Source organism: Bacillus sp. A260 (assembly GCF_009861435.1).
Classification (GTDB): Bacteria; Bacillota; Bacilli; order Bacillales; family Bacillaceae_G; genus Bacillus_A; species Bacillus_A cereus.
Map to the genome: position 1 here is coordinate 4,634,532 of NZ_CP046398.1, position 24,313 is coordinate 4,658,844.

The window sequence follows — 24,313 nt, forward strand, 5'->3', positions numbered from 1 at the left end:
GTTATGAAAAAGAGGGTGTGCCAAAATTTTGGCACACCCTCTTTTTATTATTAAGTTGCTATCGTTGTCAGTTTTTGTCGGTAAGTCGATATATTTCAATAATCGCTGATATATTTTTACTTCCTCCCTTATGCCTAAATCGTACCACATGAGAGGAATTAATTCCCATAACAAAAAAAGACCAAAAAGCAAATTCCACTTTTCGGTCTCTACACTATCTTCTCTTCGTAATTTTTCCTGAACCACCGACCCTCGTTTTCGGAGGAGATGTATTCCTTGGCGGCGTTTTAATAGATGATTTTGGCTTCACATCTGATCCGCTTGAACCGCCTGGTGTTTTTGTAATCTTACCCTTGCTTCCAGTAGAAGGTGGGGGCGTCGTATTACTTCCTTTTTCAGTAATACTCCCCTTATCACCTACTGATGGTTTCGAATCTACATTATCGCCTCGCTTAATGATAGACCCTTTCCCTTCCTTCGTAATTGGAGGTGGGGTTTTCTTTTCTTCTTTTGTAGGTGGTCTCTCTGGAATAACTGGTTTATGATTTTGTCTATCGTTATATCCTCGATAATCACCGTATGATGATTTTCGTGAACCGAATATATCGTTTAATATGCTACCCATAATATATCCTTGCAAGAAGGACGGTTGGTAATTTTGACGGACAAATTCTTTATTACTTATTTCAATTAACGTATCAGATGGTTTCTCTTTATCCTTTTGCAGGTTATAAATCTTATCAGAATAAACGAGGAACATTTGATTTTCGTCTTCTTTAGATGCTTGCTTCGGTTCTCTTTCGTTAATGAGTTCCTTCGCTACTTCAGGAACTGACCGATTGGCGGCCCTATACACGTAAGATTCTTGTTTACCTTCCTTGGCAACAGATTCAAGTGGATAACGGTCTTGAATCGACTTTGTCTGCCCGCCTTGACAACCTGATAAGGCATAACCAGCAACAACAAGTAATATAACGATAGCAAGTATAGGGATCACAAACGATTTAATCATGGTAAACAATCGGTTTGACATGATTACGCCCCCTTACGTTGCTCTTATAATTTGTACATCAGCAGGAATGATTGCTTCTCCCTCATACATCATTGTGCGACCATTTTGCCATTCAATACGCAATAATTTTCGATTATCTGATTGGAATTCCCATATATACTGTTCTTCTGAAGCTGAGAATGGAGTTTTTCCCATCACAACAACACGTCCGTTATATTGTTCTTCCATATGGTACTCGGTATCATCCATTTCAATTGTCGTCGGAATTTCATCAATTGAATCTAAGCGACCATCAATTGGTGTATATAATTTGTAATACGTATTTTCACGATCTTCAATTTTTAAATAACGAATGTCTTTTCCATCTTGCAATGTCAAAACAATTTCCTTACGCGAATGCATACTCGTTTTCCCAATTAATTCATACATAACTAATGAAACTTCAATCATATCGCCAGGAGCTAACGTTAAAAGACTCTTTTCCGGCTTCAGTGGCTCTGGGCTTTTCATTATATTTTTTATTCGTTTAAATAAACTCATAATCTACCCCTCCTTTTCTCTTTATAAACACGCACCTAAAATTAGTGCACCAACAATATGTAATGATCCAGCTAACATCGCATGTGCAACGCTGCCTTCTTTCGTACCTTCTTCTAAATCAAGACCAGACATTTTCTTTAATACGAATTCGATAAACATTTCTACCACTAATAAAATAACGAAAGAAACTGCTGATGCAAGGAGTGCTTGCCATAAATCATTTGCTTTCGTTATCGATTGGGATAAAATGTACCCCTGTGCAAATAATTTCATAATAAAACGAGTTGTTACAGCTGTATTTCCATTTTTGATTTCTTTTAAATCATTGTATTTTGTAAAAATTGAATCAACCCACATAATTGCAAATAAAAGTACTGCACTCGCTCCAGTCCATACAAGCATGGCAACTACATTCATCCATGTCATTGCAAAACCTCCTCTAAAATATAATAGAAAACCGACATGAATATATTTAGACATGTCGGTTCATTTGTCTTTATTCTATATTATTTCTCATACTGCTTCATAATACGAGCTAATTCATCGTCAACAGCAGAATTTTTGTTTAAGCTTGCGAATTCATCATCTAATGATTTTTCTTTCTTATAAACTTCACCGCTTGCTTCCGCTTCAGCCTCTAATTGAAGAGCTTTCTCTTCCATACGGCTTAAACCAGCTTTTGCTGAATTTGAATCAAATCCAGACATCGCCTGATTAATATTCTTTTGTGCTTTCGCCGCATTTACACGCGCTACAAGTGTTTCACGTTTATTTTTCAGCTCATTTAATTGCTTACGCATTTCTTCTAGCTTTAGGCGCAGGTTATCAGCAGCAGCTTTATTTTGCTCGTAGCTTGCTTTATACTCATTCATTTTTTGCTCTGCATTTTGTTTTTCTTCTAATGCACGACGCGCAAGATCTAAGTTATTAGCTTGAACAGCCATATGAGCCTGCTCTTCACGTTTTTTCACAAGTGCTTCTTGCTCTTCAAATAATATTTTGAATTTCTTCTCAAGTGCGATTTGAGCTGCTACACTTTTCTCAGCCTCTTGTACATCGGCTTGCATATCGCGTAAATATTGATCAGTCATCTTAACTGGATCTTCTGCTTTTTCAATTAACGAATACACATTTGACATTGTTAAATCTCTTAATCGTTTAAATACAGACATCTAAATTCCTCCTATGATATACCTCATATTTCAAATTCACTACTTGGAAAACTGAAAAATCTTCCTTTACAGTAAAGAATATTCATTTTACAGCCTATGTGTTTATTATAACAAAACTAATATGTCCTTACATGTTATTTCCAAAATACATCCATTATAATATGACATTTTATATACAATATTGCATTTACAATATATTATAATTATATCCATTTGGAATTAACTTACTTTTGTGCAATTTCACTAAATTACATAAGTGTAATGTTACTGTAAGCTAACTCGATAGTTGCATTCCAATATTTCTTATACACTAATACCAGAAGCAACAAACAAGCTTCTTCACTTGTAAGCAATAATACAAAAATTGTATTTACTATAAAACATATAAAAGGAGAAATCATCATGAAAAAATTAGTAGGAATCGGATTAGCAGCAGCAATTTCATTTGGAGCATTATCAGGTTGTTCTTTATTAGGAGAGAAAGCGAACGGTTTTGTACTGTACGGCTCAGAAGAACAAGTTCAGCAAATTACAGATAAAAACAAAAAAGAAGTGAAAGAAAAAGACTTCTATAAAATGAAAATGACAACATTAGATGGTAAAAAAGTTCTTGTGATGGATAAGAAAACTGGTGAAGAACTAGTGAAAAAAGAGTTACTTAGCAAAGTTGATGAAAAAGACAACACGAAACCACTTGATAAATTACCAGCTGTAACAACAGAACAAGGTGTATTATTTGCAAAAGAAAAAGTAGAAAATGCTGCACTTGATGGGGCAAAATTAAAATATGAAGGCAACACAATTATCGGAAGTGGTCGTGCATATACAGATATGTATGCGATTGTCGATGACGCAACTTACAGCAATGTAAAAGGTGATGAAAAATCTGTAGGTGTATTAAAATTTGATAAAGACCCAAGTAAAGAATTCCCTGGTTACAAAGGCGTAGAAGCTTCTCAACTTGTAAAAATTAAAAAGTAAAACAAAAAAGCTTTGCGAAATTCGCAAAGCTTTTTTCTATTTATTATGAGCAATTTGCTCCATATCCGGGCTACAAGTTTGCGACTGACATGACTTATTTAAAGAACATGCCGCGCATTTTCCTTTTTTACTTCTCTTTACAAAATTAACTAACGTATATGCTGCATAACCAAAAATGATAGCTCCAATTATAATATTGACCATCATCACAATACATCTCCTTCTAGAATCCGAGTAAGGATCCAACTTGGTATATAATGAGCGTTAATACATAAGCAACTACGAGTGGATAAACGACTGAGAAAATCGTCCACTTCGCTGATCCTGTTTCACGTTTAATAACAGCTACCGTCGCTAAACACGGAACATATAATAAAATAAAGAACATAAATGCATAAGCTGATAATGCTGTATAATGTGCTCCCATTACATTTCCAAGCACATCTTCTTTAACTGCATAAATAATTGCCATTGTAGAAACGACAACTTCCTTCGCTAAAAATCCTGTTAAAAGGGATGCTGCAGCTTGCCACGTTCCGAAGCCGAGCGGTGCAAATAATGGTGCGATAAATCCACCAATCATCGCTAAGTAGCTATCTCCCATATCAACGCCGAATCCTGATGGACCTGCATAGTTTAATAACCAAATAACAACCGAACCACCAAAGATGAATGTACCAGCTTTACGAACAAATCCCTTTCCTTTCTCCCACGTGCTTAGCCATAATGTTTTTGCTTGTGGCACACGGTAAGGCGGTAATTCAATTACGAAAATAGACTTTTCCGCTTTCAAAATTGTAAGAGACATAATTTTTGTAACTAATAACGCAAGAACAATCCCTGCAACATATAAAGAAAATACAACAGTCGCCTGACTATGCGGGAAAAATACGCCCGCAAATAATGCATATACAGGTAATCGTGCTGAACAAGACATAAATGGTGTTACTAAAATGGTAAGTAAACGTTCTTTTTCCTGTTCAATCGTTCTCGCAGCCATGATACCTGGAACGTTACATCCAAAACCGATAATCATCGGAATAAAAGCTTTTCCGTTTAAGCCGAAAAACTCCATAATTCTATCCATAACAACTGCAATTCGCGCCATATACCCTGAGTCTTCTAATAATGAAATAAAAAAGAATAGTGCAAAGATTTGTGGTACGAATACTAATACAGCACCAACACCGGCAATAATACCTTCTGTAACTAGTGCTTGAATAAAATCAGAAGCTCCAATACTTGTAAGTCCAGCCGTCACCCAATCCGTAAGCTGGCCACCAAAAAACTCATCTAACATATCCGATAAAGGTGTACCAATCCACGTAAACGTAACCTGAAAAATAAAAAACATAACTGCTAAAAAGATTGGAAGTCCTAAAATTTTATGTGTAATTAATCTATCAATTTTTTCTGAAAAAGGAATTTTTCCTTCTTTCTCATGCTTCATAACATTTGTTTTTAACTTTTCAATATACGCTTCACGAGTTTTGTAAATGTGCTCTTCTAACGTACAATCAAGTCTTCCTTCTAAGCGAGATCGAATGGCTATGAGTTCCTTATAAATTGGTAATGCTTTCATTTCTTTTTCTACTACTTCGTTATTGCTTAAAAATTGAAGTGCTAACCATCTCGGATGCTCGTAATTCGCTGTCTCTAAAAGAGCAACTACTTCTCCAATTCCTTCATCCATTTGTACACCATATGAAATAAGGAATGGCTTTTTCTCTTTTTTGTTATTTTCTTTAAGAGTCGTAAGCAGTTCTTCACAGCCTTTTCCACTTCTTGCAACAACAGGAACGACTGTTACACCTAATAGCTCTGATAATCGTTTTACATCAATGACAATTCCTCTTTGCTTCGCCACATCAACCATGTTTAAACCAATTGAGACTGGCTTACCAAATTCAAGTAACTGCAACGTTAAATGCATATTTCTTTCAAACTGCGAGGAATCTACGATATTTAACATATGATTAAATTCTTCTGTTAATAGAAAGTTTGTTACAACACCTTCATCACGTGAAACTGGATTTAAATCATAAACACCTGGTAAATCAATTAATGTTCCTTGTCTATCTTTTAATTTACCAACCTTTTTTTCTACTGTTACACCGCTCCAGTTTCCTACGTATTCATAAGAACCAGTAAGTGCATTAAATAATGATGTCTTCCCTGTATTCGGATTCCCTAGCAAAGCTACCTTATTCACGCTAATTCCACCTTTATCATTTTCGCGTCACAATGACGAATACTAATTAACTGTCCACGACACTCCAATGTACAAGGACCTTTGAACATCGCTTTCTGTTTCAAGCGAAGTTCGCTTCCTTCCGCAAGACCGAAAGCAGCTAGTCTACGCTTTAATAGCTGATCTAAAGACTGAATACTTTTTACTAACACTTTCTCTCCAATTTTAATATCTACTAAGCTCATAACCTTCCCCCTCAGAAGAGAATGATAATTATTTTCAAAAAAATTATACCACACCCAATTTCTCTTGTACTATACCCTTTTGCTTCATATTTATTAACATTTCGCTACAATTCTATTTCAATTATTGTCATACTGTATTCGTTTGCCATTCTCATCCATTTCGCTTACAATAAACAATAACAAATAAAGAATCTCGTTATCACTGGGGGAGCCATGCCGCTGAGAGGGAACACTTCGTTCCGACCCTTCGAACCTGTTAGTTAATACTAACGCAGGGATTGTGCAAACGTCCGAAATACATACCTCATTTTTATTTACGTATTTCGTATCCTCCTATGATATCTATTCTTTTTTGTACAACTTGGATTTAGGGGGAGACAACATGCGTAACACCAATTTACAAGCGATGATCGAATCTGCTATTCTTGCAGCCTTCGCCATGATTATCGATATTTTACCATTATCACTTAAACTTCCAACAGGCGGTTCTATCTCATTCGCTATGATTCCTATTTTTATTATTGCTTACCGCTGGGGCTTTAAATCAGCTTTCTTAGGCGGTTTAGTTTGGGGACTATTACAAATTGTCGTGGGAGATGCTTATATTTTAACACCTGTTCAAGCATTCATTGAGTACTTCATTGCCTTTGCTTTTATCGGATTTGCTGGCTTATTCTATCGTCCAATTCAAAAAGCACTTTTAACATCCAATGAAAATAGCTTAGAACAATCAAATTTAGGTAACCGTAAAGACAAACCTTCATCAAAACAAAATCAGGGTAAGAAAGTCCTTGCTTATATTATCCTTGCTACATTTATCGGTAGCTTTGCTCGCTATTTCTGCCACTTTATTGCCGGCATTATTTTCTGGGGACAATATGCGCCGAAAGGTCAATCAGCTGTGTTATATTCATTAATCGTAAATGGAAGTACAATGCTTGGTTCTTTTATTTTATGTACCGTTTTACTTATATTTTTATTTATCACTTCACCACGCTTATTCAAGAGCATCAGTGCTTATCAAATGAATACACAAAAAAAGGGCGCTTAATGAGCGCTCTTTTTTCATATCGTAATATCAATTAAAAATACAATAAATGCGCAAAAGAAAATAAATACCATTATACTTAGCCAATTGCTATGCACGGTTCATCGACTCCTTACATAACCTCATTTTCTAAACAAATTATACTGATTAAAAATAAAGATTAGGTAAAGATAATATGAAAATAAATTAAAAAAGCATAGATCATATTGTCTACGCTTTTTTCGGTAAATAGAAATAAAATAATACACCATCTTCTGTATTTTCTGCCCCATATTCAGCATCATGTAGTTCTAAAATATTCTTTGAAATGGCAAGCCCAAGCCCCGTCCCACCTTGTGAACGCTGACGAGCTGTATCCACGCGATAAAAACGATCCCAAATTTTATCTAATTGCTCTTCTTCAATATGAGTACCTTTATTTTCAATGCACAATTTTATACGATTCTTCTCATCTATTGTAGAAATAATAATATCCTCTTTATTTGGTGTATATCGTATAGCATTCGTAATGAAGTTCACGATGACTTGTTCAATCCGGCCTTGATTTGCAATCACTTCAAATGAACTTATATTTTTATGAATATGAAGTTCTTTTTTCTCTATTTCCACAGATAGATGTTCACATATGTCTTCAATTACTGTATCAATATAAAACGAATCCTTTTTCATTTTATATGTACCAGATTCAAATTTAGCTAACTCAAGCATATCCAAAATTAACGTATCCATTTTGTCTACTTCTCTCTCCATCGCCTGAAAATAATAATCCTTTTTATGCTCAGCTACCCCGTCTTTTAAAATAGAAATACAGCTTTTCATAATACTTAGCGGTGTTTTTAATTCATGTGAAACACCAGAAATGAATTCTTTTCGCGTCTTTTCTAACTTTCTTTCCTTTTCAATATCTTCTTCTAACTGCCCAATATGCGAATGGAGTTTATTTGATAGCACATTAATATTTTTCGATAAATCTCCAATTTCATCTTTTGAAGTAATCGGTATTTTTTCTGTAAAATCTAATTGTGCTATTTTCTTCGTCGTATCATTTATTTTTAATAATGGTTTTGCAATTTGTTTTGAATAATAAAACGAAGCTAAAAAAATAAGAACGACTACAAATGCAATGATATAGATGTAATAATCTTGCACCATTTGTACAGCTTCATCTACGGGCTGTAAAGAAGCCATCGCATAAATATATGTTACTGATCCATCTTTTTCTTTTATTGGTTTCATTAATAATTTATATTTTATATCATTCTTTTCATAGTCCATTGTCTTTGTTGAATACTCTATTTGATTACTCTCTTTTAGTAATACATCCGTTTGAAATTCTTTTATACTATCCAAAAATAAAGTATTTTTATAAATTGGATTTACGGGGCCTTTTACATCTGGAAACTGTACTTTCGTAACACGCCCTCCTATGTAAACATCTGGTTCTGGGGCAGCTTGCTCCTGAACGGCTGGCCTCTTCTCCTTAACAACTTGTTCCCCGGTTGCTTTCTTTTTCTCCTCATATAATTTTCTCATTTTCTCATTAAATGCTTTTTCTAGCGGTTTATTAGATCCGCTTAAATTCTGTTTAGATAAAGAAAAAGAGAATGGAATAAAACTATCTTCTTTTCTCACTCCAGAAAAATAAATTTCTTGCCCTAAAAAATGCTCTGATAATTTATTATCAATCTCCTCTATATTGACGAGATTACCTAAGGGAATTTTGAATATTTGTTGTCCAAAGCTCTTTTGTTGCCTACGATCTATCGTTACTTCAAAATAAAAATCATCTGCATGTTTTAAATTCCCGTTCTTATCTAATGTCGTAATCCACGTATTATTTTCTCTTAAAAAGTCTTGCTCTAGTTTCTGAATTTCTTCTGCATTTCCTGCATGATTTAAATAGTTCTTCTCAAAGGAATTTAAATTCACTTTAATATCTTCCACTTTTCGATTCGCATAATATTGTTTGAAAAATATCGTTTGTCCAATAAATATCGTCGCTAAAATTAACATGCATAATGCTGTTGTAAGAGTAAATAATTTTAGTACAATCCCTTTTCTCATATATTCCCCTCAAATTTATAACCAGTTCGTACTACAGTTGTAATATACTTTGCTTTCTCTCCTAATTTATTTCTTAAATTACGAATATGGCTATTCACCGTTCGATCATCGCCAGCAAATTCATATCCCCAAATTCTTGAAATGAGTTGCTCTCGCGTTAAAACGATTCCTTGATTTTTCATGAAATACGCTAATATTTCAAATTCTGTATGCGTTAAATTAATATCAGTTCGATTTACCGTAACAGTGCGTGACGGAAAATGAACGTGAATATCGTGGATTGATAATGTATCATCTTCATTCTCTAAAAGTTGCTTTGTCACTTTTCTGCTTTCTAACAACCTTTTCGCTCTTGCTAATAAAATTGGCGGACTATACGGCTTCGTCACATAGTCATTTGCCCCAAGTTCAAAACCAAGTAGCGTATCGTCTTCATCTACGCGCGCCGTTAGCATAATAATAGGCACCTCGGACGTCTTTCGAATCCTTCGGCAAACAGACCATCCATCGAGTTCTGGCAACATAATATCTAAAATAACTAAATCAACCTCTTCTTCTTCAAATACAACTAAAGCCTCTTTCCCGTCCCTCGCTTCAAACACTACATATTGCTCACTTAAAAAATAATCTTTTAATATTTCACGTAATATGTCTTCATCTTCAACAATTAAAATGTTTTTTGACATAACTGATATATCCCCCTCCGGTTTTCAGAAACTATAATTTCACTTTGAATAACTGCCAGTTAACGTCGCCTCGATAATATATCTATCTGGTGCATCCCCTATATAATCAAATGGGTAACAAGTTGTCAGTGTTAATATCGGTTCTTCTTTTTTTATAATAACAGTACGATCATCCGCATGAGTAATCCATGTCTTTTGAATTTCATATGTGTACGTTTTATTATCATACTCTAAAACAAGAGTATCCTTTTCTTTCAACTCTCCTAAATCTGTAAATACAGTATCTCGGTGTCCACTCAGTACAGTATGTCCTCCTCCAGATGGGGTTGTCGTTAAATCACTAACAAACATACCAACTCCTTTTTTCAAAGTCGTATCATCCGCTCCCCAATATATAGAAAACTTCTTCTTTATTTTCGGTATGTTTAACATCGCTACCTTTTCACCTTCTTTATGTTCTGTTTGAGAAGAAGGCACTTGAGAAGTTACAGGTGTTTCATGAGAAAGTTGAGTATCTTGTATATTTTTAAGGCTCTTTATTTCTTCTTTCGTTAATTCTTGAGCAGAGCTTTTTCCTTTATACCATTCCACAGCGTAATAGGATCCCATGAATAGCCCAATAGCCATCAATATGATACCGATATAATTGAGTAACTTCATTCTTCATCCCTCCATGCCAAAAATGGTAGGAGTAACCTACCATTTTTAATATATGAAATTATCCCATTCTTTATAGGAAAATATTTTATTTACGCTTTAATCTTATTGCGACGATTCAAACCAAATAATGTACCTACCGCTACAAGACATGCACTTAATCCCATCATTGCTACATTATTTGATGCTGTATTTGGTAATTTTTCACCTTGTACAACTGGCTTTGCTACTTCTTTTTTAGCTACTTCATTCTTTTGCTCGGCTTTTATCGCTGCTTCTTTTTTTGCCATATCGTTTTTTAACTGTTCTTGCGCTATTCTCTTTTTCTCTTCTTCACTTTTTTTCTCAGCTTTTATTGCTTCCTCTTTTTTAGCCATATCACTTTTTTCTTGTACTTGCGCTGCTTGCTTTTTCTCCTCATCACTCTTTTGCTGTTCCTTAATTGCTTCTTCTTTTTTAGCTTTATCTTGTTGCACTTGCGCTTCTTCCTTTGTTACTGTTCCAGTATCTGCACTCGCTACTGAAGAATATCCTACTGTTAAAAGTGCCATTGCACAAATTGGTAATAGTCTCTTTTTCATTTTCATTCTCTCCTTATATTTTATTCACATCAACTCGCACCGGATGTATTACTAGAATAAGCAAGAGATATAAATATAAGATGCAGATGAAATATATTTCATTTAAAGATTTCATTGTAGAAAAAGAAAAAAACATCGCAATATGTACGATGTTTTTTTCGGGTGTGTGTCTCAATTATTTACATGTTACTTTCGCGTGATTTGGAAGTAGAACGGGCTGGAGCGATAACTAATTGTCTCGGCTCAGTTTTCTTGAAGTGATTTTTGACGTTACACTTACGACGTTGAACAACCCACGCTTTAATAGGGTTTGTTAAAATAATCTTTTGCTCTTCGTTAGGGGCCTCTTCTTCAAACCTACAACTCTCGCTCCATTTATTCCATTTCATTGTAAATTTAGAAGAAGAATGATCATCTTCACGATCAAACAAGTGCAAAAAATCCATTTTTCCATCTAGCATTACGGTGTTACTAGTCGCTAAAAAAGAAAAGGTCGTCCAACGTTTCTCCATGCCCTCCTACTCCTTTTTCACATATAGAGTGCCTAAAACTTAATTTACCTAAAATATGCTTGCCTTTTACCTTACACCCATAGTTTATCCAAAATGCTATTATGCAACTATCGATTTGCCTTACAACTACCTTACATTTTTGTAAGAAACAAAAAAACCTTCACTCTATATAATGAAGGTTTCTTACTTTTTATCTATATGATCTCTCATATCATCAAGTCCAGCTTCTTTTAGCTGCGACATCATACCGTGCGAAATTGCTCCTAACACTAAAGTCATTCCAATTAATGAAATACGAATCGCAGGTACATCAATTACGTAAGCCAACAGGCCAAGAACAATTGTTAAAAGTAATGCTTTTATAAATGTTACACTTGTGTACTGTTTCTTCTTCATCATATTCACCCTTTGTGGAAGCGTTTTCTTAATATACTTAGTATATCATATCATCAGATGATTTTGTCGTTATCTTTGTAAAAAATTACTATCTCCTTTGACTTTTTCTATTCTATCCTTTACAGTCGAAATGTTCGCAAGTTTTACACTGTAGGAGGATTACAATGAATATTGAAATAAAAGACACTTTAATTTCTGAAGAACAATTACAAGCAAAAGTGAAAGAATTAGCACTTCAAATCGAACGTGACTTTGAAGGAGAAGAAATCGTAGTTATCGCCGTATTAAAAGGTTCATTCGTATTTGCTGCTGATTTAATTCGTCACATTAAAAACGATGTAACAATTGACTTCATTTCTGCATCTAGTTACGGAAATCAAACAGAAACGACAGGAAAAGTGAAACTACTAAAAGATATCGACGTAAACATTACTGGAAAAAACGTAATTGTTGTAGAAGATATTATCGATTCTGGTTTAACACTTCATTTCTTAAAAGACCACTTCTTTATGCATAAACCAAAGGCACTCAAGTTCTGTACATTACTTGATAAACCAGAACGCCGTAAAGTGGACTTAAAAGCTGAATATGTTGGCTTCCAAATTCCAGACGAATTTATCGTTGGCTACGGTATCGACTGTGCTGAGAAATATCGTAACTTACCATTTATCGCTTCAGTTGTAACGGAGTAATATAATAAAATAAGCTTCCATCAATTACTGATGGAAGTTTATTTTCTATCACGATTCGTAAAAGACAAAGGGAGAGAATAAAAATGACAAAGACAAAATTTGAAAAAGTACTCCTTATCGTAAATCCGAAAGCTGGTCAAGGTGACTTACATACAAATTTAACAAAAATCGTACCACCTCTTGCCGCAGCTTTTCCTGATTTACATATCCTTCATACGAAAAAACAAGGTGATGCAACAAAATATTGCCAAGAGTTTGCTAGTAAAGTAGATTTAATTATCGTCTTTGGTGGGGATGGAACAGTATTTGAATGCACAAATGGCTTAGCACCTCTCGAAACTAGACCTACACTTGCAATTATTCCAGGTGGAACTTGCAACGACTTCTCTCGCACACTTGGTGTTCCGCAAAACATTGCAGAAGCGGCAAAACTTATTACAAAAGAACATATAAAACCAGTTGACGTTGCAAAAGCAAATGGACAACATTTCTTAAACTTCTGGGGGATTGGTCTCGTATCTGAAGTATCAAACAATATCGATGCAGAAGAAAAAGCAAAGCTTGGTAAAATCGGTTACTATTTAAGCACAATTCGAACTGTAAAAAATGCTGAAACATTCCCAGTAAAAATTACTTATGACGGACAAGTATATGAAGACGAAGCTGTCCTTGTCATGGTTGGAAATGGTGAATATCTTGGTGGTATTCCATCCTTTATTCCGAACGTAAAATGTGATGACGGAACACTTGATATTTTCGTAGTCAAATCAACAGGTATTCAAGCATTTAAAGATTACATCGGAAAGAAACTATTCGAGGATTCAAATGAAAATGACATCTTCCACGTAAAAGCAAAATCCATTCATATTGAAACGAAAGAAGAAAAAGAAGTAGATACAGATGGAGAAAGTTCGCTTCATACACCTTGTCACATTGAATTATTACCAGGACACTTTACGATGATTTATAATCCTGCGGTTGTGTAAAGAAAAAAACGAGTGCTAGCACTCGTTTTTTCTCTTCTAATCTAGCTATGTCGTTGAATCATTTCTTGTATTTCTTTAACTCTCTCTAAAGTAATTCCATTTCTTTGTTCGATTGCTAAAGGATGCTCGGTTGGCTCTAATTCAACATACGGTGCCGTTCCAACTTCTCTTATATGTACATTTGTTTTTAAATTTAATGTTTCTGGATAAAATGGTATTTCTACAGATAACCAACCAAAATAAGGATCACTATTTTCTCGGCCTCTCTCATCCCACTTTTTTAATACTTCATCATAACTTTCTTTACTAAGTGATACCCACACAGTCCATATGAAGTTTTCGTGGTAGTCAATGATAGGAATCTCTAAACAACCTCTAATAAAGTAATGCTCATCGTCCATTACGCAAAGTTCTGATGTTAAATGGAAGCGTTCCTCTCTTTCATGGGGCGCTACCTCGTAATAATAATATGGTGCTTCACTTCCGTAGCATAGAGGTAGTGCAAAACGATGCATTTGTACTTTTTCTCCGGATTTTCTTCTTCTTTTCATTTATTATTCTTTCTCCTATCCTTTTCAGTCACAATCAAACGCTACCCAATTTCTCCAATGCGTGTTAGAATCCTTCTTCACAATAATACGTGGATCTTTCTTCTCTATTGCAGCGGCTACTGATTGGAAGAATTCATTTTCACTTACTTTTTCGTCTTCAACATGTTTCCATTCTTCCGTTTCATACGCTAGTTCCCAATTACCTTCTAAACCGAACTCTTCTAAAATCTCTTCTTTACTCCACCATAATAATGTTCTAACTTCTTCATTAGTAGCAAGCATACGCATAAAGTATGTTGGATAATGCTCTGTCGTTTGTACTTCTATTCCATTATTTATATAATCCTCTTCTGTAAATTCATATTCAAAATGCTGCTCACGAATTTTTAAACTGCCGTTATAAATATTCGGCATAAATTCACCTTCATCATTAAATAACTCATAATTGCCATCATTTAATTGTAAAATGCAATCATCACCCATTGAATGAGTAATTCTATCTCCATATACTTAAATATCATTACATACACCTAATGAACCTACACCAACAAGTTGAAACACCATTAACCAATCCTTAGTATCTTTAAAGAAAAGAGAGAATTTCACTTGCGAAATATCCATATATTCATTATCAAAGGCAGGAAATTCATAGTTACTTTGCTTTTTATCTAATAGTTTTAAAATATCTTTTTGCATATGTATCATCTTCACCCCGATATAAACAAAAATATTTTTTTAATTTCACTAGAGTATAACATAACCATACTTACCTGTGACATTCTAATAAAACTACTAAAAAATAGAAGAATGGCTTGTTTGCATACTCTAGTTCTTTTTATGTACAATGAAGGAAAGAAGCACCTTCATATAAGGGAGAGGACAAACTTTGTTCAACCAACAGTTAGTTAATTTACGCATTGATTTTGCATTTAAACAATTGTTTGGTACGAATGGTAGCGAAGATATTCTAATTGCATTTTTAAATGCTATGTTACAAGAGTCTTTAGAGTCGCCCATTGCTTCTCTACAACTAGAAGATCCACATTTACACAGGGAATATGAAGAGGATAAGTTATCTATTTTAGACATTTCAGCGACATTAGACACAGGAACAAAAGTCAATGTAGAAATACAACTCAATAATAATCACGATATGGTTAAACGCAGTTTATATTATTGGGGAAGACTATACACATCTCAACTACAAAAAGGGATGCCCTACAGTGCACTTCACAAAACCATCACCATAAACTTACTAAACTTCGTAATGTTTTCGGAACACCCAGCCTTCCATACAACGAGCATATTATGGAATACACAACAAAAAAAAATCCTGAGTGAAGACATAGAAATCCGCATTATAGAAATTCCAAAGTTAACTGAACAATGGCATGAAGAAAAAGTAAATCCGTGGAAAGATCCATTTGTTCGTTGGCTTTTATTGCTTTCAGCAAATGAGGATGAGCACTTAACTAAACTATTGGAGGATATTGCTATGAACCAAGACCCTATTTTACAAAAAGCAATAAATAAATGGGAACGTATGAGTCAGGATTCTTCTTTCCGACAAGCCTATGACGCAAGGGAGAAAGTTTTAATGGATGAAGCAGCAAAATTCGCCCATGCAGAGACAGAAGGAATTAAAAGAGGAATGGAACAAGGAATTAAAAAAGGGCTTGAAAAGGGTATTGAAAAAGGCATTCAACAGGGCATTCAACAGGGCATTGAAAAAGGTCGAAAAGAGGGAGTCCAACAGGGGCAATTTCAAATGATTAAGAATATGTATGATCTTGGTATACCACTTGAAACGATTGCTAAGGCAAGTAAATTAAGTTTGCATGAGATTGAGCATATTTTAGGACATAAATAGTGATAAAAAAAGAGCTTGAATAGTTTCAAGCTCTTTTTTATCAACTCTCCTCGATATCATCCAATTGAGTCTTATAACATTTATCACACTCTGGACTCGTAGGAAGAATCCCTCTTTCATCAGGTAATAAAACCCTCAAAACTTCTCGATCCATCTCTGCGAAAGACTTCATAATAATGGGATATCTTTCTCTAAAAAGGTTAACATCCATACAGTTTTTCCTTTATCGTTCATCAGTAGCACTTTATGGTTTAACTTCCAAGCCACTTCACTAACATGATGAAACATCTTTGTTAATACGCCTTAATCAATTTCAAGCCAACCCATTCCCATAGAAAGAAATAACACTCCATTTAAATACCATTTTCATGCACACCTCATTTTAACTAAAAAAAGCGAAAGAGAACATAATTTTCACTACGCTCTCTTTCGCTTTTTCAAAAACTGTATACCTTATTTTCATTTACTAACAATCCTGAAATAAGAACGAACTGTTAAGCAATAATAACCAATATAAATAACACTATACACCCCGATGCTAATTAGTAACGGAACTGCAATTTCATACGGAATAACTGTCGCTAATCCTTTGAGCGCAAATAAAGTGTGTAATATACCAACTACTAAAGGAATAAAGAAGATAAATCTCATTTGCTTCGCAATGGCTTTTTTCATTTCTTTTTTCGTGACACCGAGTTTTCGAAGAACGATGTAACGTTCACGATCTGCATGTGCTTCTGTTAATTGTTTGAAATAAATAATAGAGCCTGTTGCAAGTAAAAATACAAGTCCTAAGAATATACCACTAAACATCATTAACCCTGACGTTTCAATACCGCTGCGGAATATTGTATAGAAGTCACTGAATTGCTCTCTTCCTTCTGCATCTTCTTCCGATATTACTTTCTTTAATTTCTCCGTTAACACTTTACTATTTCTTTCGTCTTTCACATCAATATTTTTCACAGTATGAGAGCCAATTGTCTTCTTTGCTTGCTCATACACTTCATCCGGAACGACAACTAGAAGTTCATATAAGTTTGTAATGTTTTTTGCTTGTACATCTTTCACTTGTACTGGTGCTACTTCTTCAATTGGGAATGTAGCTTTTCGATTTTTATATACGCCACTATCTCTCTTACCTTCACTGTACATGCCATCAAATGCATACAATTCGTTCTTCTTTAAATCTAGAGTTTCTTCATTTAAATATTTTGCGATTGTATTAAATGATGATTGCGCGATAAGTTCTGTTGTTCTTGATTGTAATGAAGTGCCATCACCGTATTCTCCTACTACTTTTACCGTCTCTAATTCATATTGATGAATGACTTCATTCTGTCCTTCTTTTAAAATCTCATTTACTTTACGATCTAATTCCATATCTTTCTTTTCATAAGAATAACTAACTGGATGATATTTCTTCGCCTGCATATATGTGTTGTAATACATCGTTACAGAAGTTCCAACCGCCGTTAACGTTACTGCGCTTAATACGGCAATTGTTGCTAACGATTTTGCATTTCCTTTAATGCGGTATAGTAACTGAGACGTCGTAACCATTTTCATTCCGTTATAAAATGCGGATTTTTTATTTCGCACTCTTTTTAATACAAAAACGGTAAAGAACATAAATAATAAATACGTTCCAAGTACTGTCGCTAATAAAATGTAAAGTGCAAGGGGCATAAAGTTATCACCGCTCACATTTTTAATAGCCGTTACTGACAAGAAATAACCTGATCCAATTAATAATAAAGAAATGAAAGCCATTATTTTCGAACCTTTTGGCATGACTTCGCCTTCGTTATCTGCACGGAATAGCTCGATTAACTTAAATTGATAAATAACGCGGTATCCTTTAAACGATGTGTATAAAATGATGAGACAAAAAATAACTGTTGTATCTATAACCGCTCCAACTGGTACTTCAAAATGAACATTTACATGTAGCTCTAACATATTTAAAAGTAGCTTTAGGAATCCTTTTGAAAGTAAACTACCAATTACAATTCCGATTACTAATGATAATAAACCCATTAACATATTTTCATAAAACAGCATTTTACCTATTTCTTTTTTTCGAATACCGAGTAAAGAATAAAGACCTATTTCTTTCTTACGCTTTCGTGTAAAGAAACCATTCGAATATATAATAAATATTGCAACGAAAATAATGAGCATTACGCTCGCAAGCTGGAATCCTCGTCCAATGTTATCTCCAGCTTCACTTATTTGTGAATTGTATTGCAACGCCTTAAACGTAAAATAAATGACGATGCTAAAAATCATGGAAGCAAAGTATATAAAATAATCTTTAAAATTTCGTTTTATATTACGAAGGGCGATGCTAGATAAGCTCATTTGCCGCACCCCCAGAGATTGAAGACATCATATCAATAATTTGTTGGAAGAACTGTTTTCTTGTCATCTCTTTGCGATGTAATTCTTTATATAACTTTCCATCTTTAATAAATACAACTCGTTTACAATAACTTGCCGCAAACGCATCATGCGTTACCATTAAAATCGTTACAAGATCTTTTTCATTTAATGTCTTCATACTTTCTAATAAATCCGTCGCTGACTTCGAATCAAGCGCACCAGTTGGCTCATCTCCAAAAATCATACTTGGATTTGTTACAATCGCTCTTGATGCCGCGCAGCGTTGTTTTTGTCCGCCTGAAGCTTCATACGGATACTGATTTAAAATATGATCTATCCCAAACTTCTTTGCAATCTCCTCAACGCGAGATTCTACTTCTCTCGCCTTCACCTTTGATAAAGCAAGTGGCAATGCAATATTTTCTCGCACTGTTAACGTATCTAATAAGTTATAATCTTGAAAAATAAATCCTAAATGATTACGGCGAAAAAGTGCCAATTCATCATCATTCATCTTCACAATATCTTTTCCATCAATTAAAATCTCACCTTTTGAAGCCGTATCAATAGTAGAAAGAACATTCAAAAGTGTCGTCTTACCAGAACCAGACGGTCCCATAATACCGACAAACTCTCCTTCTTTCACTTGCAGTTGAATATCTTTCAACGCTTCAAACGTATTCCCGCCTGTATCATATATTTTCGAAATCCCTTTCGCTTCTAACATTGTTTTCATCTATTTGTACCTCCTGTTATAATTCGTGATGTTCTCTTTAAGCAACAGAATTCAGTATAGATACATTTTCTTAACAAATAGTAATGGGGTTTCTTAATATTTTCTTAAAAAGAAAAATCCAAAATCATAAGAATTGATTTTGGATTTAATATAGTTAAAATATTAAATTACATTTCGAACAAAAAGGAGCCGAATTCCCTTTTCTAATTTTCGCATCACATTTTGGGCAATATACATATCGCTCTTCTATCATTTGTCGCTCTATCATATGTAAGGATACTATTCTCATACTGCACATAATCCCAATTAATATAAGGCTAACAATGAGTAGCATACCTCTCGCCCTCCCCCTTTATCATTTTACCATAAAATAACAAACCCGATTCTCTCATCTAGAACCGGGTTTATACTTACAATCCTAACTTCACCTTCGCGCCATCAGGAATTATTTCTTCATCTATTTGTACCTTATCGTGCACAGACTTTCCTCTCGTAATTACATGCCAGTAGGAACCTTTTTGCAATGTATCCACTCCATCAATTGTTATCTCTTTTTCGTTTCCATCCTTATCATATGTGTTCACTGTGTATGCACGGCCTTTATTTCCACCTAAATCTTTTCCATCGTTCTCAATTACCGCATAACGATATTCTAATTTAAGAAACGGATTCATGGAATCTACTGTAGCACTCCCATTTAACAAATATGCCGCTCCTGCTATGATGACAAGTAATGATCCTAAAATAAATCTTTTCATCTATATTCCGCCTTTCATTATGTTTTTCTATAAGACCTTTCTAAGTATAGAGAGCATTTCTTAATAAAAACTCGTGCGGTTTCTTAACTTTTTCTTAATGTCACAGGGCTTTGCATCAGCACTTCGATAAATAAAGCCATATTAATAATAAAAGGAGGCTGCCGCCTCCTTTATTTACTCATCACTGTATTTCTTTTTTGTCTGTAAAAATAAAACACACTCACAATCAATGCAATACTCCCGCCAAAATACAAACCATACTCTATCGCAGCTGCTACAATCCTTTCAATATGTTGTCCAAATAAAGAACCGAGCACAAAATAAACGAGTGTCCAAACAAATCCTGTCGTATAGGAATACAAAGCATATATCCGAAATGACATGTTATTCATCCCAACTAAATACGGTACGATATGTCTTACAACTGGTATGAAATAGCTTGTAACTAACGCGTACTGTCCGTATTTATCAACCATTTCTTGTGATTTCATCAAATACTTCGCTTTTTTCTTTTTCATTAATTTATGGAGTACCTTCGTTCCAAAAACCTTCCCTAATATATATCCTAAAGAAAGCCCTGATACAACACCTAAATATGTTAATACGAATGAAGGAACAACACTTAATATACCTACTGAAGATACGAAACCACCACTCATAACAATCATTTCATCTGGAATTGGCATACCGATAATCCCTAACCATAAACAGAAAAATAAAGCCCAATAACCGTATTGTTCAATATAAGATAATAATTCATGTAATTCCATTATGCATATGCTCTCCTTAGTTCTTTTTTGCAACTAAAGACGTAGGCTGGCGGGAAATTAAGCCATACTTTTTCTAGTGTAATTTCAGGGAAGAAATGCTGTATAAACCCTTTTTTCACAAGTGAATATTGAAATGTAATGAACTCACCATTCTCATGTATCGCTTCCATCGCATTATTTAAAATGCGCTTTGAAACTTCTTCTGGTAAAGAAGTGAAAGGCAACCCTGATAAAACGTAATCAATGCATTCTATATTGTGCTCCCCCATATACTTCTTTATATTTTCAGCTGAACCGTGTACAACAATGACATTCTGCTCATCTTTAAACTTTCTTTTTAATTCTTTGAAAAATACTTCATTAATTTCAATAAGAAGAAATATCGTTTCCTTCTTTTTTCTCTTCATAATCTCTTTCGTAAAAACCCCTGTGCCAGGCCCTAACTCTACAATACATTTCGCTTTATTAAAATCAATTACATCAACCATTTTCTTTGCTAATATTTTTGAACTTGGCGCAATTGCACCAGTATGTTTTGGATGCTTTATAAATTCATGTAAAAATGTAATGAGCTGCATGTAAACCTCTCCTCATTCGTTCGATAGTTTTTAACTTGTGTCTAAGTATAACTATCGTTTCTTAATAAAAATTGAGGAAGTTTCTTAAGATTTTATGAAGAATAAAAAAAACAGCTATCGCGTGTAGCGATAGCTGCCCCTTATTACTTCGCACTCACGATCTTATAATAAGAACGAACCGTTAAGAAGTAATATCCAATATAGATGACACCGTATACTCCAATACTAATGAGAAGAGGAATCATAATTTCAAATGGTAATATATTTGATAAACCTTTTAGTGCAAATAAACTGTGTAAAATACCGATTACTAACGGAATAGCGAAGATAAAGCTTACTTGTTTTGCGATAGCTTTCTTCATTTCTTGCTTCGTTACACCAACTTTATGAAGGACAATGTAACGATCACGGTCAGCACTTGCTTCTGTTAATTGTTTAAAGTAAATGATTGAGCCTGTTGCTAATAGGAATACTAATCCTAAGAATAACCCAATAAACATCATTAAGCCTGTCGTTTCAAGCCCCATTTGGAATCCTGTATAGAAATCGTTAAATGGTTTTAAAACTTCTGATTCTCCAGCTGGCATAATGCTTGCTAATTTTGCTGTTAACTCTTTACTATTTCGCTCACCTTTTACATCAATATTTTTTACAGTACGCGTTTCGTTTACTTGTTTCACTTGCTCATATGTTTTATCAGGAACGACTACAAATAGTTCATTTAAATTTGTAAGGCTTCTATTATTTACACCTTTAATTTTTAATTCTTTTGACTCATTTCCAACAGGGAATACAGCTGTATTTCCTGTATAAAGAGGACCAAAATCAAGTTTCTCAATATATAAGCTATCATATACGAAAGCTTCATTCGCACTCAAATTTACAGGTTCTACATCTAAATGTTTCACATGTTTATTAAAGCTTGATTGAGAAATAAGCTGGTACTGATTCGTAACATTATAGTGTGTGTTCAGAACTTGATCAGCTCTTTCACCTTTAAATGTTCCTTTCACAGGAATCATTTCAACTTCTGATTCATATGTGACTGGGTGATTATTCTTCTCTCCAGCAAGTATTTCATTTACTTTTTTATCTAATGCTGCATCTTTTTTCTCATAGGAATAACTATACGGCGCAGCAACTTTTGATTGCGTAAATGTATTGTAATACATCGTAACTGACGTACCAACCGCTGTTAATGTAACTGCACTTAAAATAGCGATTGTCGCCAATGATTTCGCATTTCCTTTAATACGATATAGTAACTGCGATGTCGTTACCATATTCATACCATTATAAAATGCTGACTTATTATTTCTTGCACGTTTCAATACAAATACTGTGAAGAACATGAACAGTAAATAAGTCCCTGCTACTGTCGCTAATAAAATATATAATGCAACGACCATAAAGTCTGCATACATAACTGCTTTCATGTACATTAGCGCTAAAAAATAACCTGAACCGATTAAGAAAACTGAAATTAATGCCATGATGACAGATCCTTTTGGCATTGCTTCTCCTTCACGTTCTGCACGGAAAAGTTCAATTAACTTAAAGCGATAAATTAAACGATATCCTTGAAGTGATGTATATAAAATAATCACAAAGAAAATAATTGCTGTATCAATAATAGCAGCCATCGGTACTTCAAAATGAACATTTAAATTTAATCCCATCATATTTACTAATAACTCAAGGAATAATTTCGAAAGGACACTACCAATCGCAATCCCGATTACTAATGACATTAATCCCATTAACATATTTTCATAAAAGAGCATTTTACCAATTTGTCTTTTACGAATACCTAATAACGAATATAAGCCAACTTCTTTTTTACGTTTACGTGTAAAGAATCCGTTCGAATATATAATGAACACTGCTACGAAAATGATAAGCATCACACTGGAAACTTGGAACGCTCCGCTAATCTTTTTAGAAGCTTCTGCTGCTTTTTCCATTTGTGAATTATATTGCAGTGCTTTAAATGTAAAATAAATAACGATACTAAAAATCATAGATGCGAAATATACAAAGTAGTCTTTAAAGTTCCGCTGTATGTTGCGGAGGGCAATGCTAGATAAGGTCATCAGCCATACCTCCAGAAATAGAAGACATTACGTCAACAATTTTTTGGAAGAACTGTTTACGCGTCGATTCACCGCGGTGCAATTCTTTATATAGTTCACCATCTTTAATGAAAATAACTCGTTTACAATAACTTGCTGCAAATGCATCATGCGTTACCATTAAAATTGTTGAGTTATCATATTCATTTAATGACTTCATACTTTCAAGTAAATCTGTTGCAGATTTAGAATCAAGCGCTCCAGTTGGCTCATCCCCGAAAATCATACTTGGATTCGTAACGATTGCACGTGATGCTGCGCAGCGCTGCTTCTGTCCACCAGATACTTGATATGGGAACTGACTTAAAATATGATCAATGCCAAATTTCTTTGAGATTTCAAGAACGCGGCGATCAATCTCACTCGCTTTCACCTTTGATAACGCAAGTGGTAAAGCAATATTCTCTTTCACTGTTAACGTATCTAATAAGTTATAATCTTGGAAAATGAAGCCTAAATGATCGCGGCGGAATAACGCTAACTTATCATCATTCATTTTCACAATATCTTTTCCATCAATTAAAATTTCACCGTTCGTCGCATTATCAATTGTAGAAAGAACATTTAGTAAAGTCGTCTTACCAGAACCAGAAGGTCCCATAATTCCAACGAACTCACCTTCTTTTACTTGTAAGTTAATACCTTTTAACGCTGCAAATTTATTACCACCCGTGTCATATACTTTTTCAATATTTTTTGCTTCTAATACTGTTTTCATCTCGACATCCCTCATTTCTTCTATTCTCTATTTTCAACTATATACACTCTCT

27 protein-coding genes, 1 pseudogene and 1 riboswitch are annotated in these 24,313 nt (G+C 34.3%); of the genes and pseudogenes, 5 read left to right on the forward strand and 23 right to left on the reverse strand.

The genetic code is table 11. From position 1 onward, the window contains the following. Nucleotides 1–214 precede the first annotated feature (214 nt). From GD442_RS23575 to GD442_RS23590, 4 genes are all read right to left on the reverse strand, one after another. A complete protein-coding gene (locus tag GD442_RS23575) occupies nucleotides 215–1,033 on the reverse strand; it encodes a DUF4247 domain-containing protein (protein WP_000071190.1) in 819 nt (272 codons plus the stop codon). 12 nt (nucleotides 1,034–1,045) lie between these two features. Beyond that, on the reverse strand, nucleotides 1,046–1,552 hold the full coding sequence (locus GD442_RS23580; RefSeq protein WP_000051739.1) for a DUF4178 domain-containing protein: 507 nt from the start codon (nucleotides 1,550–1,552) through the stop codon (nucleotides 1,046–1,048). Between the two features lie 21 nt (nucleotides 1,553–1,573). Further along, nucleotides 1,574–1,978: a DUF350 domain-containing protein gene (locus GD442_RS23585; RefSeq protein ID WP_000220087.1), complete on the reverse strand. Its 405-nt coding sequence runs from the start codon at nucleotides 1,976–1,978 to the stop codon at nucleotides 1,574–1,576. Between the two features lie 80 nt (nucleotides 1,979–2,058). Beyond that, nucleotides 2,059–2,724, reverse strand: a complete 666-nt coding sequence (locus tag GD442_RS23590) for a PspA/IM30 family protein (protein WP_000110280.1) — start codon at nucleotides 2,722–2,724, stop codon at nucleotides 2,059–2,061. A 402-nt stretch (nucleotides 2,725–3,126) separates the two neighbouring features. Between GD442_RS23590 and GD442_RS23595 the strand changes: the two genes are divergently transcribed. Continuing rightward, on the forward strand, nucleotides 3,127–3,705 hold the full coding sequence (locus tag GD442_RS23595; protein ID WP_000737468.1) for a lipoprotein BA_5634 family protein: 579 nt from the start codon (nucleotides 3,127–3,129) through the stop codon (nucleotides 3,703–3,705). 36 nt (nucleotides 3,706–3,741) lie between these two features. Here GD442_RS23595 and GD442_RS23600 read toward each other — a convergent pair whose 3' ends face one another. The 3 genes from GD442_RS23600 to GD442_RS23610 are packed head-to-tail and all read right to left on the reverse strand — an operon-like array spanning nucleotide 3,742 to nucleotide 6,141. Then, on the reverse strand, nucleotides 3,742–3,912 hold the full coding sequence (locus tag GD442_RS23600) for a FeoB-associated Cys-rich membrane protein (protein ID WP_000989598.1): 171 nt from the start codon (nucleotides 3,910–3,912) through the stop codon (nucleotides 3,742–3,744). 16 nt (nucleotides 3,913–3,928) lie between these two features. Continuing rightward, complete coding sequence (gene feoB / locus GD442_RS23605) at nucleotides 3,929–5,917, reverse strand: ferrous iron transport protein B (protein ID WP_048538821.1); 1,989 nt, start codon at nucleotides 5,915–5,917, stop codon at nucleotides 3,929–3,931. Beyond that, the gene (locus GD442_RS23610; protein ID WP_000060512.1) at nucleotides 5,914–6,141 is read right to left on the reverse strand and encodes a FeoA family protein; all 228 of its coding nucleotides are present in this window, start codon (nucleotides 6,139–6,141) and stop codon (nucleotides 5,914–5,916) included. Before GD442_RS23610 ends, feoB begins: the two co-directional genes overlap by 4 nt. A 194-nt stretch (nucleotides 6,142–6,335) precedes the next feature. Continuing rightward, nucleotides 6,336–6,437, forward strand: a riboswitch (TPP riboswitch). A gap of 86 nt (nucleotides 6,438–6,523) precedes the next feature. Between GD442_RS23610 and thiT the strand changes: the two genes are divergently transcribed. Then, on the forward strand, nucleotides 6,524–7,192 hold the full coding sequence (gene thiT, locus GD442_RS23615; RefSeq protein ID WP_001246588.1) for an energy-coupled thiamine transporter ThiT: 669 nt from the start codon (nucleotides 6,524–6,526) through the stop codon (nucleotides 7,190–7,192). 207 nt (nucleotides 7,193–7,399) lie between these two features. Here the strand turns inward: thiT and GD442_RS23620 are convergent, their stop codons facing one another. From GD442_RS23620 to GD442_RS23645, 6 genes are all read right to left on the reverse strand, one after another. After that, entirely contained in the window at nucleotides 7,400–9,253 is a 1,854-nt protein-coding gene (locus GD442_RS23620) for a sensor histidine kinase (protein ID WP_086407819.1), read from the reverse strand. Further along, entirely contained in the window at nucleotides 9,250–9,939 is a 690-nt protein-coding gene (locus GD442_RS23625; protein ID WP_000041862.1) for a response regulator transcription factor, read from the reverse strand. Before GD442_RS23625 ends, GD442_RS23620 begins: the two co-directional genes overlap by 4 nt. Nucleotides 9,940–9,978: 39 nt before the next feature. Further along, nucleotides 9,979–10,599, reverse strand: coding sequence for a class D sortase (locus tag GD442_RS23630; protein WP_053563488.1), 621 nt, complete (start codon nucleotides 10,597–10,599; stop codon nucleotides 9,979–9,981). An 89-nt stretch (nucleotides 10,600–10,688) separates the two neighbouring features. Next, nucleotides 10,689–11,177, reverse strand: a complete 489-nt coding sequence (locus GD442_RS23635; RefSeq protein ID WP_000746708.1) for an LPXTG cell wall anchor domain-containing protein — start codon at nucleotides 11,175–11,177, stop codon at nucleotides 10,689–10,691. A 179-nt stretch (nucleotides 11,178–11,356) separates the two neighbouring features. Then, the gene (locus GD442_RS23640) at nucleotides 11,357–11,689 is read right to left on the reverse strand and encodes a hypothetical protein (RefSeq protein ID WP_000415613.1); all 333 of its coding nucleotides are present in this window, start codon (nucleotides 11,687–11,689) and stop codon (nucleotides 11,357–11,359) included. Between the two features lie 183 nt (nucleotides 11,690–11,872). Then, the gene (locus GD442_RS23645; RefSeq protein WP_002001286.1) at nucleotides 11,873–12,088 is read right to left on the reverse strand and encodes a hypothetical protein; all 216 of its coding nucleotides are present in this window, start codon (nucleotides 12,086–12,088) and stop codon (nucleotides 11,873–11,875) included. 161 nt (nucleotides 12,089–12,249) lie between these two features. On the opposite strand from GD442_RS23645, the gene hpt reads away from it, so the two are divergent. Both hpt and GD442_RS23655 read left to right on the forward strand, forming a co-directional pair. After that, a complete protein-coding gene (gene hpt, locus GD442_RS23650) occupies nucleotides 12,250–12,777 on the forward strand; it encodes a hypoxanthine phosphoribosyltransferase (protein WP_001019294.1) in 528 nt (175 codons plus the stop codon). Nucleotides 12,778–12,860: 83 nt separating this feature from the next. Next, entirely contained in the window at nucleotides 12,861–13,763 is a 903-nt protein-coding gene (locus GD442_RS23655; RefSeq protein WP_000167901.1) for a diacylglycerol/lipid kinase family protein, read from the forward strand. A gap of 41 nt (nucleotides 13,764–13,804) precedes the next feature. On the opposite strand, the gene GD442_RS23660 is transcribed toward GD442_RS23655, so the two are convergent. Further along, the gene (locus GD442_RS23660) at nucleotides 13,805–14,314 is read right to left on the reverse strand and encodes a DUF2199 domain-containing protein (RefSeq protein WP_000830215.1); all 510 of its coding nucleotides are present in this window, start codon (nucleotides 14,312–14,314) and stop codon (nucleotides 13,805–13,807) included. A 24-nt stretch (nucleotides 14,315–14,338) separates the two neighbouring features. Beyond that, nucleotides 14,339–15,010, reverse strand: a pseudogene (locus GD442_RS23665) (DUF7003 family protein). Nucleotides 15,011–15,200: 190 nt separating this feature from the next. Between GD442_RS23665 and GD442_RS23670 the strand changes: the two are divergent. After that, complete coding sequence (locus GD442_RS23670; protein WP_000483115.1) at nucleotides 15,201–16,184, forward strand: Rpn family recombination-promoting nuclease/putative transposase; 984 nt, start codon at nucleotides 15,201–15,203, stop codon at nucleotides 16,182–16,184. Nucleotides 16,185–16,643: 459 nt separating this feature from the next. Here the strand turns inward: GD442_RS23670 and GD442_RS23675 are convergent, their stop codons facing one another. From GD442_RS23675 to GD442_RS23710, 8 genes are all read right to left on the reverse strand, one after another. Next, on the reverse strand, nucleotides 16,644–18,548 hold the full coding sequence (locus tag GD442_RS23675; RefSeq protein WP_000059440.1) for an ABC transporter permease: 1,905 nt from the start codon (nucleotides 18,546–18,548) through the stop codon (nucleotides 16,644–16,646). Next, on the reverse strand, nucleotides 18,535–19,305 hold the full coding sequence (locus tag GD442_RS23680) for an ABC transporter ATP-binding protein (RefSeq protein WP_000855633.1): 771 nt from the start codon (nucleotides 19,303–19,305) through the stop codon (nucleotides 18,535–18,537). Before GD442_RS23680 ends, GD442_RS23675 begins: the two co-directional genes overlap by 14 nt. Before the next feature lie 154 nt (nucleotides 19,306–19,459). After that, complete coding sequence (locus tag GD442_RS23685) at nucleotides 19,460–19,639, reverse strand: hypothetical protein (RefSeq protein ID WP_000924676.1); 180 nt, start codon at nucleotides 19,637–19,639, stop codon at nucleotides 19,460–19,462. Nucleotides 19,640–19,715: 76 nt separating this feature from the next. Further along, complete coding sequence (locus tag GD442_RS23690; protein WP_000819388.1) at nucleotides 19,716–20,063, reverse strand: YxeA family protein; 348 nt, start codon at nucleotides 20,061–20,063, stop codon at nucleotides 19,716–19,718. A 170-nt stretch (nucleotides 20,064–20,233) separates the two neighbouring features. Next, nucleotides 20,234–20,833, reverse strand: a complete 600-nt coding sequence (locus GD442_RS23695; RefSeq protein ID WP_000418943.1) for a DedA family protein — start codon at nucleotides 20,831–20,833, stop codon at nucleotides 20,234–20,236. Then, nucleotides 20,833–21,411 carry a class I SAM-dependent methyltransferase gene (locus GD442_RS23700; RefSeq protein WP_001176066.1) on the reverse strand — a complete coding sequence of 193 codons (579 nt, stop codon included), beginning with the start codon at nucleotides 21,409–21,411 and terminating at the stop codon, nucleotides 20,833–20,835. Before GD442_RS23700 ends, GD442_RS23695 begins: the two co-directional genes overlap by 1 nt. Nucleotides 21,412–21,554: 143 nt before the next feature. Then, nucleotides 21,555–23,504, reverse strand: a complete 1,950-nt coding sequence (locus GD442_RS23705) for an ABC transporter permease (protein ID WP_000176152.1) — start codon at nucleotides 23,502–23,504, stop codon at nucleotides 21,555–21,557. After that, entirely contained in the window at nucleotides 23,491–24,261 is a 771-nt protein-coding gene (locus tag GD442_RS23710) for an ABC transporter ATP-binding protein (protein ID WP_000859655.1), read from the reverse strand. Before GD442_RS23710 ends, GD442_RS23705 begins: the two co-directional genes overlap by 14 nt. Nucleotides 24,262–24,313 lie beyond the last annotated feature (52 nt).

What these genes read in the sequence shown, in the direction of transcription:
- GD442_RS23585 (WP_000220087.1), bottom strand. Translation starts at nt 1,978, where the DNA reads ATGACATGGATGAATGTAGTTGCCATGCTTGTATGGACTGGAGCGAGT.
- GD442_RS23675 (WP_000059440.1), bottom strand. Translation starts at nt 18,548, where the DNA reads ATGAGCTTATCTAGCATCGCCCTTCGTAATATAAAACGAAATTTTAAA.
- GD442_RS23685 (WP_000924676.1), bottom strand. Translation starts at nt 19,639, where the DNA reads ATGCTACTCATTGTTAGCCTTATATTAATTGGGATTATGTGCAGTATG.
- GD442_RS23610 (WP_000060512.1), bottom strand. Translation starts at nt 6,141, where the DNA reads ATGAGCTTAGTAGATATTAAAATTGGAGAGAAAGTGTTAGTAAAAAGT.
- GD442_RS23640 (WP_000415613.1), bottom strand. Translation starts at nt 11,689, where the DNA reads ATGGAGAAACGTTGGACGACCTTTTCTTTTTTAGCGACTAGTAACACC.
- GD442_RS23690 (WP_000819388.1), bottom strand. Translation starts at nt 20,063, where the DNA reads ATGAAAAGATTTATTTTAGGATCATTACTTGTCATCATAGCAGGAGCG.
- GD442_RS23660 (WP_000830215.1), bottom strand. Translation starts at nt 14,314, where the DNA reads ATGAAAAGAAGAAGAAAATCCGGAGAAAAAGTACAAATGCATCGTTTT.
- GD442_RS23575 (WP_000071190.1), bottom strand. Translation starts at nt 1,033, where the DNA reads ATGTCAAACCGATTGTTTACCATGATTAAATCGTTTGTGATCCCTATA.
- GD442_RS23620 (WP_086407819.1), bottom strand. Translation starts at nt 9,253, where the DNA reads ATGAGAAAAGGGATTGTACTAAAATTATTTACTCTTACAACAGCATTA.
- hpt (WP_001019294.1), top strand. Translation starts at nt 12,250, where the DNA reads ATGAATATTGAAATAAAAGACACTTTAATTTCTGAAGAACAATTACAA.
- GD442_RS23625 (WP_000041862.1), bottom strand. Translation starts at nt 9,939, where the DNA reads ATGTCAAAAAACATTTTAATTGTTGAAGATGAAGACATATTACGTGAA.
- GD442_RS23695 (WP_000418943.1), bottom strand. Translation starts at nt 20,833, where the DNA reads ATGGAATTACATGAATTATTATCTTATATTGAACAATACGGTTATTGG.
- GD442_RS23705 (WP_000176152.1), bottom strand. Translation starts at nt 23,504, where the DNA reads ATGACCTTATCTAGCATTGCCCTCCGCAACATACAGCGGAACTTTAAA.
- GD442_RS23680 (WP_000855633.1), bottom strand. Translation starts at nt 19,305, where the DNA reads ATGAAAACAATGTTAGAAGCGAAAGGGATTTCGAAAATATATGATACA.
- GD442_RS23580 (WP_000051739.1), bottom strand. Translation starts at nt 1,552, where the DNA reads ATGAGTTTATTTAAACGAATAAAAAATATAATGAAAAGCCCAGAGCCA.
- thiT (WP_001246588.1), top strand. Translation starts at nt 6,524, where the DNA reads ATGCGTAACACCAATTTACAAGCGATGATCGAATCTGCTATTCTTGCA.
- GD442_RS23645 (WP_002001286.1), bottom strand. Translation starts at nt 12,088, where the DNA reads ATGATGAAGAAGAAACAGTACACAAGTGTAACATTTATAAAAGCATTA.
- GD442_RS23600 (WP_000989598.1), bottom strand. Translation starts at nt 3,912, where the DNA reads ATGATGGTCAATATTATAATTGGAGCTATCATTTTTGGTTATGCAGCA.
- GD442_RS23710 (WP_000859655.1), bottom strand. Translation starts at nt 24,261, where the DNA reads ATGAAAACAGTATTAGAAGCAAAAAATATTGAAAAAGTATATGACACG.
- GD442_RS23655 (WP_000167901.1), top strand. Translation starts at nt 12,861, where the DNA reads ATGACAAAGACAAAATTTGAAAAAGTACTCCTTATCGTAAATCCGAAA.
- GD442_RS23590 (WP_000110280.1), bottom strand. Translation starts at nt 2,724, where the DNA reads ATGTCTGTATTTAAACGATTAAGAGATTTAACAATGTCAAATGTGTAT.
- GD442_RS23595 (WP_000737468.1), top strand. Translation starts at nt 3,127, where the DNA reads ATGAAAAAATTAGTAGGAATCGGATTAGCAGCAGCAATTTCATTTGGA.
- GD442_RS23630 (WP_053563488.1), bottom strand. Translation starts at nt 10,599, where the DNA reads ATGAAGTTACTCAATTATATCGGTATCATATTGATGGCTATTGGGCTA.
- GD442_RS23635 (WP_000746708.1), bottom strand. Translation starts at nt 11,177, where the DNA reads ATGAAAAAGAGACTATTACCAATTTGTGCAATGGCACTTTTAACAGTA.
- GD442_RS23700 (WP_001176066.1), bottom strand. Translation starts at nt 21,411, where the DNA reads ATGCAGCTCATTACATTTTTACATGAATTTATAAAGCATCCAAAACAT.